The following is a 13,370-nucleotide window of genomic DNA, read 5'->3' as shown; positions in this document are numbered from 1 at the left end:
GCTCGGCAGTTGTCCAGCCTAGCGCTACCGGTTACGGAACCAGTCTGCCAACACGTCCTTCCCTAGTTTCAGTTCGCAATCGACCTCCCGCATGAAATCGGCTACCTCATTGTCCTTGAATGTGACTCTGACTAGATGAGAGCTTGAGACGTCCACTATGGCAGTGGCGTGTGCTTGCAACACTCTTGGACTTGACAAGAGCTTGGTGGTTAATTTGTCCAACGGCGTATACGGTTTTAATTCTTCGATAGTCTTGTGAAAACGAAAAAGCTGATAGTCGAGCTGCCTGCGCAGGCTTACTTCTATTTCCGATCGGTGCTTTGCGACGAGGCTGTCAAAACCTGCTGTATTACGTCCCACAGTGGACGCGAGCTTTGCCTCAACTACATCCATTTCATGGAGTGAATGTAAGGCGGTGAAGATACCAGTGGAAATCGATGCATACATACGCGTGACCGGCATGTTGTATTCAGAGTTACCGATGCCTTCCACCGGCTCAACTTGTGAGCTAGAAACCTGATGGTAGAATGTACCTGCTCCGTAGGCGTCTTTCGCCCATGCATATTTGTTGCGGACGGCATTGAGCATCTGAGGATACACAGTACTCCAGACGCCGCTAACTGCAGGCCCCCTGTCCTCAGTGAAAAGACGCTTCACACAAATTATGGTGCAGCGATCTCTGGATACTAGGTCATCAATTACACGCTTGTACTTAGGTGCAATCTCATTCCCGTTTCCATCGGCGATCAGAATGAAATAACAGTGCGCGAGCCCGACCTCTTGGAAAGCATCAATGATTTCGCAGATTGCTCTACCTGACACCACTGTGTCGATGAAGATAAACTTCTCTTGCGGCAAGTCGCGTGGCAGTGCGCTAAGCCAAGACCGTTTCGCTAGCCGTTCGACAAGGACCTTGTAGAAGCCAAGGTAAGGGTCCTTGCCGTCACGCTTAACGATCGCAGCGAGTACCCGGCTCCAGTACCTGCGGATTGCAGCGGTTGTCTGTGTCGCATCGTTGGGGTCTGCCGAGAATGGAAGCACCAGTTCTTGCATGAACGGCGATCCAATGAGCTCCATATTCTGCTGATACCTCTCTTGGTAGGTCGGGAGTGCCCGCAATTCGAGATTCCACGCGCTTTCGGCGGCCCTAATGAATGGCACAGAGCCTCTGCTCGGGACAACCAAGTGTCTGAAGCCCTCTTGGCACAACACGCGAATGTAGGACGACAATTGTCTTGACGCATTCGCGTAGTCAATTAGATTGTCCGCAGTAAAGTCGTTTTGCCAAATGGCGGACGGGATCGCACCTGGTAAGGCGGTCATGTGAAATTTCCTAGGCCTAGGTATCAGGCCCTGCGCTGACACCTAGGCCAAAAGTAATAGATGGTAGCTCAGGCCGAAGTGAGGGCAAATGATTTGCGCTGAACTTCTGCTTTGAGTAGATAGTATGCGTTCTCAGAGGCAGAGTGCAGTCATTTGATAACGGAACTTAGAAATGGCCGGTATCTTCTAATAACTTTCGCTGATTTTCTACTACGTTGCAAGCAACAATGGGTCGAGTGCAGCCCTAAGTAGCAGAGGAAAGCCATCATTTAGACGCTGTGATCGTCACTGGCAACTGCGGACTGATTGCTAACGTTGCGCTTGGCCTGTAAGGCCGAGCTTGGCGCATCATCAGTTGGTTGTCCGTAGTTATCCTTCTCATAACTAATTAAAAACGGCTGCTTTCAATGTGAAAGCAGCCGTAAACCTACCTAGTAGGCTATGGGCGATTCAAGAGGATGATATTTATATCAGCTATTCTGAATCTGAATTGTTGTCATTTAAGTCATTTTTATCAACTGCGGCAGCTTCCCAGTTCGCTTCAGCATCCTCAACAAGTTTGCGAATTATTTTCAGGTCAGCTATTGCAAAACCATATGTAAAGCTGGATTCAACCTTATTTTTCTTTGATTTTGTCAAGCTGCGATGAATATGATCTGGGCCGTATGCGACTTTGTGATGATTCGCAGAGTCGATTCTTGATATCTGCTTTTTTGTTGGGTCTTGAATATTATAAGCATAATCAGAAAGCGAGTCTTGCCTGAGGATGATCCTAAACCCAGACTTGCGGAGGGCTGTAATGGTTTTTTCCTTTACTTCGATCGTGCAATCTAACTCTACTTTTATCGCTTCACAACTTATTGTAATTGTTCGGTTGTCATGGTGGTGGATCTTGGCATCGACAAGAAGTGGTGCGGGAATACCCATTTTATTTGCAATGTAATTCAGTAGGCTTGTATGATCCTTGGTCTCATTTTCATGATGCTCACAAAGTTGCAGCCCAATCATTAAACCAGATTTTGCAATAAGCGTTGTTGTTGACATCAACTCAGTCTTGTTGCCGCAAACCAAACAGCCTCCGCCTGAAGAGAGCCACATCCCTTTTTCAACAGCAGTGTTTTTTACCCTCCCATCTAGTAGTCCTCTAAATGGGGCCACATCTTCTTCCCGGCGGGCATGCCATGCTTGGAAGCGGTTAGGGTAATCTTTGTCATCAAGGAGTGTCGCGAGATGTCCATCGTGTACAGGTGGCAAGGTTATCCCGTTACTTTGTAGGTATGTCCCTATTTTATTTACCTCCAGCAAATCTTTACCCTTCATGAAGTAGATGCGAGGCGCAGGAAACTCTTTGCTGTGTTTGAATAGTGCATTGAAGTGAAATACACCTCCTGCGACATAGGCGTGGGCACTGTCAGCAGTTCTCATCATGCGCAACAAGTCGGCTAGCTTGGACATTTCAATTGTTACAACAGGCTTAGCAGGTTCCAAGAAATTGACTGCTATAGCTTTTACGCAAGTATCGGTATCTCGACCATTAAGACCGTGCTCAAAACACACCTGTATCAGTTCATTGATCTTCAAGGGAAGCCTTTCATAGAGGGAGGGGTGGCTCTCTTTAGATATGCCCAAGGTATGAAAAAACAAGACATAAAATACATATGTCAATTATATTGATTGTAGTTTTTATACGTGGTTACGATTTCATCGCAAACGTCCCCTGCTTCTCTAGATGCTTTAATGGCAGCAATCAATACAGAATCGGAATCCGTGTCTCTTGGTGGTTACCATCCGCAAAGGCCAAAAATCATTCACTATTGCCCAGTAGCGTCACATCAATTTCACGATGTCACTCACCCTGGTGGTGTAGCAGGGTGACTTCTTCTCCTGCTTCATCCTCCAGTCTTCAGTCAGCCCTTCCGCCCCCAGCTTGATCGTCCCGCTGCCAAAGTCCCGGTTGAGCTTGTCGATGGCCGCCATCAGCCGGTTGCGTTTCGGGTCGGGCAGGGGGGAGAACATATCCTGCTGCTGACGGGTGGCCGGGCCGATGTCCATCAGGATGACCCCGGCCTTGTGGTAGCTGAACTCCTTGCGCCAGATGGCGCGCAGCGCGGCCTGGGCCGCCTGGTTGAGCAGCAGGGTGTCAGCACTGGGATGCACCAGTGGCACGCAGGTGTAGCCGTGGTACTGGCCCAGGTCCCGAAACGGGTTGGTGCGGATGCTGACGCCAATCAGCCCGGCAGTGCTGCCCTGGGTGCGTAGCTTTTCGGCAGCGCGGGCCACGTGGTGGCTGATGCTGGCGGAGAGCGAGGGCAGGTCGTGTACCAGGCGGCTGAAGCTGCGGCTGGAGATGATCTGCTGTTTGGCCGGAGCCACATCCTCCAGCGCCAGGCAGGCTACGCCGTTCAGCTCCGCCACCGTGCGTTCCACCACCACATTGAACTTGCGTTTGATGTGGCGCGGGTCGGCCTGTTTCAGATCCAAAGCACTGTGGATATTCATCAGGGTCAGCTTTTCGGCAATGCGGCGGCCGATGCCCCACACTTCACCCACCGCAAATTCGGCCAGCAACCGGTCGGCTTCACGCGGGTTCAGCCAGTCCCATTCAAACACGCCGTTCCACTCTGGCCGCTTTTTGGCCACGTGGTTGGCCAGTTTGGCCAGCGTCTTGCTGCTGCCCATGCCCACACAGGTGGGGATGCCCAGGCCCTGCCATACCGCCTGGCGGATGCGGTGACCGTGGCTGTCCAGGTCCGGGATGCCTGTCACATCGAGAAAGCATTCGTCGATGCTGTAGATTTCCTGCTGCGGGGCGAAGCGTGACAGCACACTCATCATGCGGCGCGACATGTCACCGTACAGCGCGTAATTGCTGGAGAACACCGTCACACGGTGCTGGTAGCACTGTTGCTGTATCTGGAAGAAAGGCAGGAAGGCCGGAATGCCCAGCGCCTTGGCCTCGGCCGAGCGGGCCACCACGCAGCCATCGTTATTGGACAGCACGATGATCGGGCGGCCGACGAGATCGGGGCGGAACACCCGCTCGCAACTGGCGTAAAAGCTGTTGCCATCCACCAGCGCAAAAGTGCTCATACCAGCCGCCGCACCACGGCAATCACCACCCCCCATATCTGCAAGGTGTAATCGCCTTCCGCCGGAATCATGGGATAACCCGGCGCGTCGGCCAGCAGTGCCAGCATGCCTTGCTGCTTGTGCAGGCGGCGCAGCACAAAGCCGTCCTCATGCGCGGCCACTACCACATTGCCATGCACTGGCGTGCGGGCCTTGTCGATCAGCACATAGTCGCCCTTGAAAATGCCGTGGATGGCATCGTTGCTGGCCATCATCAGGAAGGTGCAGTCCGGGTCGTCCACCAAGAGGGTGTTGAGATTGATATTGTCCTGCACGTAATCGTCGGCCGGGCTGGGAAAACCGGCGCGCACGCTGCTGGCCACCAGCGGGATACGCAGCGGGCTGGAGCGGGACAGGGGGATGGGGTAGTGCATGGCAACAGCTCGATATGATTATGTACAAAATCAAATATAGCAGAAAGCACGCAGTGAAGGGTGAGGATTTGTGTGTGGAAAAGCGAAGCTGGCATGCTTGGCAAGGCCGGGGTGTACGACATACCATGCCGCCATGTGCATCAACTTCATGCCCCCCAACCCGCGCCAGCTGGCAGGCCATTTCAATCTACCAGCTGGCGACCTGCCATGGCCGGGAGTGCTGGCAAGACTACCTGGCCCCTATCATGATCAAAGGCCGTCAGGGCCAGGTCCTGACGGCATCAGCTGGCTGGTGTGAGGATCACGTTGGTCGAGCTGATGCAGGTCTATGTGATAAGTCCTATGTGTGATGGCGTAGGTGAGAATGTTCATTCTTCTCAGATAGTCGCAACTGTATAAAGTCATGGCTTGGGCGCGTGCTGAGGCATAGCTTTACATTTGGGGATGATATTGGTTGACATCGAAAATGCGCAGTACTGCGATCCACGCTTGATCGGTTTGTACGATGTGTTGAACGCAGGCGATGCGGACTATCTGTTTTATGAGCGCCTGATTGGCGCGCGTCCGGTATCAGTGGTGGATGTGGGCTGCGGGACGGGTGTGTTTGCCGTGCGGCTGGCCAGGCTGGGGCATCGGGTGTGTGGTATTGACCCGGCAGAGGCCATGCTGTCGGTGGCGCGGTCGCGTGATGGTGGTGACTTGGTGCAGTGGTTGCCGGGTGTTGCTTCCCAGTTGCCGCGTGAAATGCAGTGCGATGTGGCAGTGATGACTGGCCATGCGTTTCAGTGCTTGCTGACGGATGATGTTGTGCAGGAAACCTTGCAGGCCATTTGCGCACGCCTGGTGCCGGGCGGTCGGTTTCTGTTTGAAAGCCGTAATCCGGCATGTGCCCCTTGGCAGCAGTGGTCGCCAGACTGCTCACGGCGCGTCGTGCAGTCCCCGGCGGGGGAGTTGGTGTCGCTGTATCACGCGCTGGAGGGGGATGGGCCGGATGGGGAGTTGCTTGCTTTCGGTACGCATTATTACTTTGCGCAATCGGGTGCGGAGCTGGTGAGTCGCAGTGTGTTGCGCTTCATGACACAGGCGCAGATTGCCAGGCATTTGGCACTGGCGGGGTTTGGCGGGGTGGAGTGGTATGGCGATTGGTCCGGCGCTGCGGTGACACCGTCGAGCCGGGAGTTGATTGCGGTGGCTTACTGCGGGTAGTTGTGGTTGCTGGGACAGGATGAGGTAATGTGCTGATCGGAAAGTGTGGGTGAGCATTCAGGCGTGGTTCTTGTCCCAAAACTGTCCTAAATGGCCTGATGTTATTGATTTTTTGGGATTTCCGAGTCTCTCCGCTCGCACCATCAGTTAGATATGCGTGTCTTATATTGTTTTCTGTTTTTCTATATATTTTCATCTGCTTCAAATTCAAGCTGCGGTTTATTCCATTGGATGCATTTCCGCATTTTCGTCAACAGGTGCGGCTTGACCTGTCCCATCGCTCGCATCGTTCTCAAGCCTGGTTGGGTGTAGCAGTATCTGTGTGGATGTTTTCCGGGCTTGGGTTCTTGTGGGTGAGTTCGTCTCTAAATTGATACGACTGCTTGTGTGTCTGCAAGCCGTGCTAACATGACTGGTTTGTTCCCCTTTCTTCACGCCTGACCGAATTAGGTAAACCATAAGGGCTCTGACTTGATTATGAATCATTCCATTATTGGGCGTGCCCTGCTATTGGGTGCGTTGTTACTGTCTGGTGTTGCGCATGCCGAAACGGAAGATATTCCTTTACCTGGTGATGTACAAAATGCACCTGTCAAGACGGTAAAGCAATCGACCCGACACCAAGATGCAGGGGTGGCGGTAAAGCGCGGGGGGAAGGAGTATCGGTCTGCAGTCCATGCCAAGCACTCTGGCCATGTTCACGCAAAAAACAAGACCGGAAAGCTTCGTAAGGCTGATGGCCGATCCGCCAAGGCCCATAAAGCCAAAGTTCCAGGGAAGGTTGCTGCGAGTCATTCATTGCATGCTAAGAAATACAAATCGCATAAACCAAGTAAAAACAACAATATAAAAAAGAACATTAAAAAGAAGCATAAAAAAATGCATTGAGCCTCTTGCCAATCTCATGGCGGGGCGCTATATTGCAACCCTTCGCCGGTGTAGCTCAGTTGGTAGAGCACCTGACTTGTAATCAGGGGGTCGCGAGTTCGATTCCTGCCGCCGGCACCAAATACTGCGGGCCTTGTAGAGATACAAGGCCCGTTTTGCGTTTATCACTCTAGTGTGTTGTGGCTCAAGGTTGGAGTGTCCTGCTGTGGATATGGCTCATTTCCAATTGTGGTGAGTGCAAGACACGACTGTGGGTTTATCTGCCATGCCATGTGCCTGGTGGTGCTCGCGTATGGTGTCTTGGCAAGATCTCTGCTGATTTTTTCCTTTTTATCTTGTTGTGCTTTGCGTGCTTGCGGGTGGCGGTGATTCGGCTGCATACAAAACAGGGTGCATGCTATACTGCGCGTCTTCACAATGTAGTGCTGTCCTGCCAAGGCTGTTGTGCTGGCGGTGTATGAACTGCACTTGTAGCTGGGGCGTAAGGCCCCATATAGAGCCGAAGCCCTTGGAGGGTTTCACCTGTTTTCCAAGATACGAATTGTTCGTGCAAGAGCCGAACTCGTATTCAGCTGACTAGTTTAAGGATTGAACATGCAAGTACAACTGGAAACGTTGAGCAATCTTGAGCGTCGCATGAACATCGCTCTGCCGATGGCTGCCATTGATGCCCAAGTGACCGAGCGCCTGAAGCGCGTGGCTCGCACTGCCAAGATTCAAGGTTTCCGTCCGGGCAAGGCTCCGCTGAAGATTGTTGAAGCCAACTACGGTGCCCAAGTGCGTGAAGAGGTGTTGGGCGAGCAGGTTCAGCAAGGTTTTTACAGCGCAGTCAGCGAGCAAAAGCTGCGTGTTGCTGGCTACCCGCGCTTCGAGCCGGTTGCTGCCGAAGGTGATGTTGAAAACTTCAAGTTTGCCGCCACTTTTGAAGTTTACCCGGAAGTGAAAGTTGGCGAGTTGGCCGACAAGGAAATCAAGAAGCCTTCCACCCCGGTTACCGATGTGGAAATCGAAAAGACTATCGACATCCTGCGCAAGCAACGTACCCGTTACAACCGCGTGGAGCGTGCCGCTGCTGAAGGTGATCGCGTGATCATTGACTTCAAGGGCAGCATTGATGGCGTGCTGTTTGATGGTGGTTCGTCCGAAAACTTCCCGTTTGTAATTGGTCAGGGCCAGATGCTGGCTGACTTCGAAGCTGGCGTGACTGGCCTGAAAGAAGGCGAAGTCAAGAATGTGGAAGTGTCTTTCCCGGCTGACTATCATGGCAAGGATGTAGCGGGCAAGACTGCGGTGTTCGAAATCACCGTGAAGAATGTTGCTGAAGCAACCCTGCCGGAAGTAAACGAAGAGTTTGCCAAGCTGCTGGGTATCGCTGATGGCGACGTGGAAAAGATGCGCGCTGAAATTCGCAAGAATGTTGAGCGTGAAGTGAAGCGTCGCTTGCAAGCCCGTACCAAGGAAGCCGTGATGCAGGCGCTGCTGGATGCCACCGAAATCACTCTGCCGAAGGCGCTGGTTCAGTTGGAAATCGGCCGTCTGATCGAACAGGCTCAGCGTGATATGCAGCAACGTGGCATGAATGTAAAAGACATGCCTTTCCCTCCGGAACTGTTTGCCCAGCAAGCAGAGCGCCGCGTGGCTCTGGGTCTGATCCTGGCTGAAGTGGTAGAAGCGAACAAGCTGGAAGCCAAGCCGGAACAGGTTAAGGCCATGATTGAAGAGTTTGCTGACAGCTACGAGCATCCGGAAGAAGTGCTGACCTGGTATTACGCCAGTGCAGATCGTCTGGAAGGCCCGACCTCCATGGTGCTGGAAGACAATGTCGTGGAATTTGTTCTGTCCAAGGCCAAGGTTGAAGCAGAAGAACTGTCCTTTGATGCCCTGATGGGTAACAACGCCTGATAACGATACAAACGGAGTTGGTCGATGAAATCGATGATTGAACCGCAAGGGCTGGGCCTGGTGCCTATGGTGGTGGAGCAGAGTGGTCGTGGTGAACGTGCTTACGACATCTACTCGCGCCTGCTCAAGGAGCGTATCGTGTTCCTGGTAGGGCCTGTCACCGATGAATCGGCCAACCTGGTTGTAGCGCAGATGTTGTTCCTGGAGTCGGAAAATCCCGACAAGGATATCTACTTCTACATCAATTCTCCGGGTGGCTCGATTACCGCTGGCATGTCCATTTATGACACGATGAATTTCATCAAGCCGGACATTTCTACACTGTGTATTGGTCAAGCTGCCAGCATGGGTGCCTTCCTGCTTTCGGCAGGCACGCAGGGCAAGCGTTTTGCACTGACCAACAGCCGCGTGATGATCCATCAGCCGCTGTTGTATGGCGGTGGCCTGAGTGGTCAGGTGACGGACATTGAAATTCATGCACGTGAGTTGGTAAAAGTGAAGGCCAAGATGAATGAGTTGCTGGCCAAGCATTCCGGCCAGACCATGGAGCGTTTGCAGGCGGATACCGAGCGTGACAATTTCATGTCTGCCGATGAAGCTTGCGAATATGGCCTGATTGATAAAGTGCTGACCTCCCGCAAGGATGTTACGGCGTAAGCAGTGGAACTAGCTAATGGCTGATAAAAGCAGCAACGAAAAACTTCTGTATTGCTCTTTCTGCGGAAAGAGTCAGCATGAAGTCCAGCGTCTGATCGCCGGTCCTCAGGTGTTTATTTGCAATGAGTGTGTTGAGCTTTGCAATGACATCATTCGCGAGGAGCTGGAAAAGGTTGTGGGTGAAATCGGTGAGGCAGGAGCTGCTTCAACTGCGTTGCCTACCCCTCAGGAAATCCGCGCCGATCTGGATCAGTACATCATCGGCCAGGACTTCGCCAAGAAAACGCTCTCTGTTGCCGTGTACAACCATTACAAGCGTCTGTACACCCCGGCAAGCGACAAGGATGAGGTCGAGCTCGCCAAGAGCAATATCCTGTTGGTGGGGCCTACCGGCTCCGGCAAAACACTGCTGGCGCAGTCGCTGGCACGCTTGCTGGATGTGCCGTTCGTGATTGCTGATGCGACCACGCTGACCGAGGCTGGCTATGTGGGCGAAGACGTCGAGCACATTATCCAGAAGCTGCTGCAAAAGTGCGACTACGATGTGGAAAAGGCCCAGCGCGGCATTGTCTACATCGATGAAATCGACAAGATTTCGCGCAAGTCGGAAAACCCCTCCATTACGCGTGATGTTTCGGGTGAGGGTGTGCAGCAGGCCTTATTGAAGCTGATCGAAGGGACGGTTGCCTCTATTCCGCCGCAAGGTGGACGCAAGCATCCGAACCAAGAATTCATCCAGGTGGATACCACCAACATCCTGTTCATTTGCGGTGGTGCATTTGATGGTCTGGAAAAGATCATTCGCCGCAGGTCGGAAAAGGGTGGGATCGGTTTTGGCGCGGAAGTCAGCTCCAAGGATGACAGCAAGTCCACCTCTGCCTTGTTCAAGGAAGCAGAGCCGGAAGACCTCATCCGTTTTGGTCTGATTCCCGAGTTGATTGGTCGCCTGCCAGTAGTGGCTACGCTGGAAGAGCTGGATGAAGAGGCCATGGTCACCATTTTGACGCAGCCCAAAAATGCATTGATCAAGCAGTATCAGCGCTTGTTCCGCATGGAAAACGTCGAGCTGGAAGTGCGTCCGTCTGCATTGCGTGTCATTGCCAAGCAGGCACTGATCCGCAAGACCGGTGCGCGTGGTTTGCGCTCCATCATCGAGCGTGTGCTGCTGGATACCATGTACGAACTGCCATCCATGGAAAATGTGGAAAAAGTCGTGGTGGATGAAAAGGTTATCGAAAAAGGTGAAAAGCCTTTGTTTATCTATCGTGACAAGGATGAGCAGGCGCAGTCTGCCTGAGTTTGTTCAGTCGCAGAGAAAGCCGCCCTTCATGGGCGGTTTTCTTTTGTAATGTCGCCAAACTGATTTAGTATGGGGTGTTGATTTTCAGCATGACCGCCCCATCTTTCATGCAATGTTTCACGTACGCAAGGTTAGGTGATATGCCCCAACCCGCAGAACTCCGCGAAGAAACCACATTGCCCCTGCTCCCGTTGCGGGATGTGGTTGTTTTTCCTCATATGGTCATTCCGCTGTTTGTCGGCAGAGCCAAGTCAATCAGGGCGCTGGAAAGTGCCATGGACGAAGGCAAGCAGGTGTTGCTGGTTGCCCAGCGCTCCGCCTCCAAGGACGAGCCGGAAGCGGATGATCTTTACAGCGTCGGCACGATTGCCTCGGTGCTGCAAATGCTCAAACTCCCGGACGGCACCGTAAAAGTGCTGGTCGAGGGGCGTCAGCGCGCGCAAATTTCCCAGGTTGAAGAGGATGGTGGTTGCTTCGTCGGCACCATCACGCCGCTGGCTGCTGATGGCGAAGACTCCACTGAGTCCGAGGCCATGCGCCGTGCCTTGCTGGCCCAGTTTGAACAGTACGTCAAACTCAACAAGAAAATTCCTCCGGAAGTCATGACCTCGCTGGCTGGTATTGAGCGTGCCGGTCGCATGGCGGATACCATCGTCGCCCATCTGCCGCTCAAGCTTGAGCAAAAGCAGGAAGTGCTGGAGATGTTTGATGTGCGCGCACGGCTTGAGCATCTGTTGTCTCAGCTGGAAGGCGAAATCGATATCTTGCAGGTAGAAAAGCGCATTCGCGGGCGCGTCAAGCGTCAGATGGAAAAGAGTCAGCGCGAGTACTACCTGAACGAGCAGGTCAAGGCCATCCAGAAAGAACTGGGTGACATGGATGAAGTCAGCGACATCGACGAGCTCGAAAAGAAAATTCGTCTGGCAGGTATGCCGAAAGAAGCCAAGGACAAAGTCGGTGCTGAGCTCAAAAAGCTCAAGATGATGTCGCCCATGTCGGCGGAAGCGACGGTGGTGCGCAATTACATCGATACCTTGCTTGAGTTGCCTTGGAAGAAAAAGACCAAGATCAACAAGGATGTTGCCAATGCCGAGGCGGTGCTGGATGAGGACCACTTTGGCCTGGAAAAGGTCAAGGAGCGCATTCTGGAGTACCTGGCGGTGCAGCAGCGTGTCGACAAGCTCAAAGCGCCTATTTTGTGCCTGGTAGGGCCGCCAGGGGTGGGTAAGACCTCTCTGGGGCAGTCCATTGCCCGTGCGACCAATCGCAAGTTTGTGCGCATGGCCCTGGGTGGTGTGCGGGATGAATCCGAGATTCGTGGCCATCGTCGTACCTATATCGGCTCGATGCCGGGCAAGGTATTGCAAAACATGAGCAAGGTTGGGGTGAAGAACCCGCTGTTCCTGTTGGATGAGGTGGACAAAATGGGGGCTGATTTCCGCGGCGATCCTTCATCTGCCTTGCTGGAAGTGCTGGATCCGGAGCAAAATCACTCTTTCGTCGATCATTACGCCGAGGTTGAGTACGACCTGTCTGATGTGATGTTTGTGGCCACGGCCAATTCGCTGAATATTCCGCATGCCTTGCTGGATCGCATGGAGATCATCCGTCTTGCAGGTTATACCGAGGACGAAAAGGTCAACATCGCGCTGAAGTACCTGGTGCCCAAGCAAATGAAGGCTAATGGCGTACAGGATGGTGAGCTGGTGTTGCATGAGAGTGCCTTGCGTGACATCGTGCGCTACTACACACGTGAAGCTGGCGTGCGTAGCCTGGACCGGGAAATTGCCAAGATCTGCCGTAAGGTGGTGACCAGCACGCTGCTCGGCAAGAACAAGGCTGCCAAGGTTACGGTGAATGCAAAGAACCTCGACAAATATCTGGGCGTACATCGCTTTGATTATGGCGTGGCCGAGCAGGAAAACCGTATTGGTCAGGTGACGGGCCTCGCCTGGACCGAAGTGGGTGGCGAGCTGCTCACTATTGAGGCGGTTTCCTTGCCTGGTAAGGGTAATATCGTCCGTACCGGCCAATTGGGTGAGGTGATGCAGGAGTCGATCACCGCGGCAATGAGCGTGGTGCGCAGTCGTTCGCGTGCCTTGGGAATCAAGCCGGATTTCCATGAAAAGCATGACATGCACATTCATGTGCCTGAAGGTGCAACACCCAAGGATGGACCGAGTGCCGGCATTGCCATGACGACTGCAATTGTTTCCGTTCTGGCGGGAATTCCGGTACGCTCTGACGTGGCAATGACGGGCGAAATCACCTTGCGTGGGGAAGTGCTCCCCATTGGTGGTTTGAAAGAAAAACTGCTGGCTGCGCACCGTGGTGGAATCAAGCATGTGTTGATCCCGCATGGCAATGCCAAGGATCTGGTGGATATTCCTGCCAACATCAAGCAGAAGCTGGAGATTCATCCCGTTAAGTGGATCGACGAGGTATTGGCCCTGGCATTGGAGCGTCAGCCCGAACCCTTGCCCGATGGCACGAAGCCGGACGAGTTGCACCCCGCGCCGGAAGGTGCATCTGGTGTATCCGTAATGACGCATTAAAAATCAGTATGTTGCAGCCGTAGTTAAATTACCGGG

Annotated in this window: 10 protein-coding genes and 1 tRNA gene; 7 read left to right on the top strand and 4 right to left on the bottom strand. The window is 53.2% G+C overall.

What is annotated here, in order from left to right; genetic code table 11:
- Nucleotides 1–24: 24 nt before the first annotated feature.
- The 4 genes from HWX34_RS20420 to HWX34_RS20405 all read right to left on the bottom strand — a co-directional run bounded on the left by HWX34_RS20420 (nucleotide 25) and on the right by HWX34_RS20405 (nucleotide 4,826).
- The gene (locus HWX34_RS20420) at nucleotides 25–1,323 is read right to left on the bottom strand and encodes a hypothetical protein (protein WP_178973994.1); all 1,299 of its coding nucleotides are present in this window, start codon (nucleotides 1,321–1,323) and stop codon (nucleotides 25–27) included.
- A gap of 474 nt (nucleotides 1,324–1,797) precedes the next feature.
- Nucleotides 1,798–2,904: a DUF6516 family protein gene (locus HWX34_RS20415; RefSeq protein WP_178973993.1), complete on the bottom strand. Its 1,107-nt coding sequence runs from the start codon at nucleotides 2,902–2,904 to the stop codon at nucleotides 1,798–1,800.
- Between the two features lie 246 nt (nucleotides 2,905–3,150).
- The gene (locus HWX34_RS20410) at nucleotides 3,151–4,413 is read right to left on the bottom strand and encodes a Y-family DNA polymerase (protein ID WP_178973992.1); all 1,263 of its coding nucleotides are present in this window, start codon (nucleotides 4,411–4,413) and stop codon (nucleotides 3,151–3,153) included.
- Nucleotides 4,410–4,826, bottom strand: a complete 417-nt coding sequence (locus HWX34_RS20405) for a LexA family transcriptional regulator (protein WP_045844710.1) — start codon at nucleotides 4,824–4,826, stop codon at nucleotides 4,410–4,412. The genes HWX34_RS20410 and HWX34_RS20405 overlap by 4 nt, the downstream gene beginning before the upstream one ends.
- A 450-nt stretch (nucleotides 4,827–5,276) precedes the next feature.
- Here HWX34_RS20405 and HWX34_RS20400 point away from each other — a divergent pair, with 450 nt between their 5' ends.
- The 7 genes from HWX34_RS20400 to lon all read left to right on the top strand — a co-directional run bounded on the left by HWX34_RS20400 (nucleotide 5,277) and on the right by lon (nucleotide 13,334).
- Nucleotides 5,277–6,032 (top strand): bifunctional 2-polyprenyl-6-hydroxyphenol methylase/3-demethylubiquinol 3-O-methyltransferase UbiG, encoded by a 756-nt coding sequence (locus HWX34_RS20400; RefSeq protein WP_178973991.1) that lies wholly within the window; start codon nucleotides 5,277–5,279, stop codon nucleotides 6,030–6,032.
- Nucleotides 6,033–6,509: 477 nt separating this feature from the next.
- Complete coding sequence (locus tag HWX34_RS20395; RefSeq protein ID WP_178973990.1) at nucleotides 6,510–6,920, top strand: hypothetical protein; 411 nt, start codon at nucleotides 6,510–6,512, stop codon at nucleotides 6,918–6,920.
- 44 nt (nucleotides 6,921–6,964) lie between these two features.
- Nucleotides 6,965–7,040: transfer RNA gene (locus HWX34_RS20390), tRNA-Thr, on the top strand.
- Nucleotides 7,041–7,514: 474 nt separating this feature from the next.
- Nucleotides 7,515–8,822 carry a trigger factor gene (tig, locus tag HWX34_RS20385; RefSeq protein WP_178973989.1) on the top strand — a complete coding sequence of 436 codons (1,308 nt, stop codon included), beginning with the start codon at nucleotides 7,515–7,517 and terminating at the stop codon, nucleotides 8,820–8,822.
- A 24-nt stretch (nucleotides 8,823–8,846) separates the two neighbouring features.
- Nucleotides 8,847–9,479, top strand: a complete 633-nt coding sequence (clpP, locus tag HWX34_RS20380) for an ATP-dependent Clp endopeptidase proteolytic subunit ClpP (protein WP_178973988.1) — start codon at nucleotides 8,847–8,849, stop codon at nucleotides 9,477–9,479.
- Between the two features lie 16 nt (nucleotides 9,480–9,495).
- Nucleotides 9,496–10,776, top strand: a complete 1,281-nt coding sequence (gene clpX, locus HWX34_RS20375; RefSeq protein ID WP_178973987.1) for an ATP-dependent Clp protease ATP-binding subunit ClpX — start codon at nucleotides 9,496–9,498, stop codon at nucleotides 10,774–10,776.
- A gap of 143 nt (nucleotides 10,777–10,919) precedes the next feature.
- Nucleotides 10,920–13,334, top strand: a complete 2,415-nt coding sequence (gene lon, locus HWX34_RS20370) for an endopeptidase La (protein WP_178973986.1) — start codon at nucleotides 10,920–10,922, stop codon at nucleotides 13,332–13,334.
- Nucleotides 13,335–13,370 lie beyond the last annotated feature (36 nt).

Origin of the sequence: Aquitalea sp. LB_tupeE, assembly GCF_013391415.1 — a bacterium.
Classification (GTDB): domain Bacteria; phylum Pseudomonadota; class Gammaproteobacteria; order Burkholderiales; family Chromobacteriaceae; genus Aquitalea.
The sequence above is the reverse complement of the archived record's forward strand: the minus strand, read 5'-3'. Positions and strand labels throughout refer to the sequence as shown.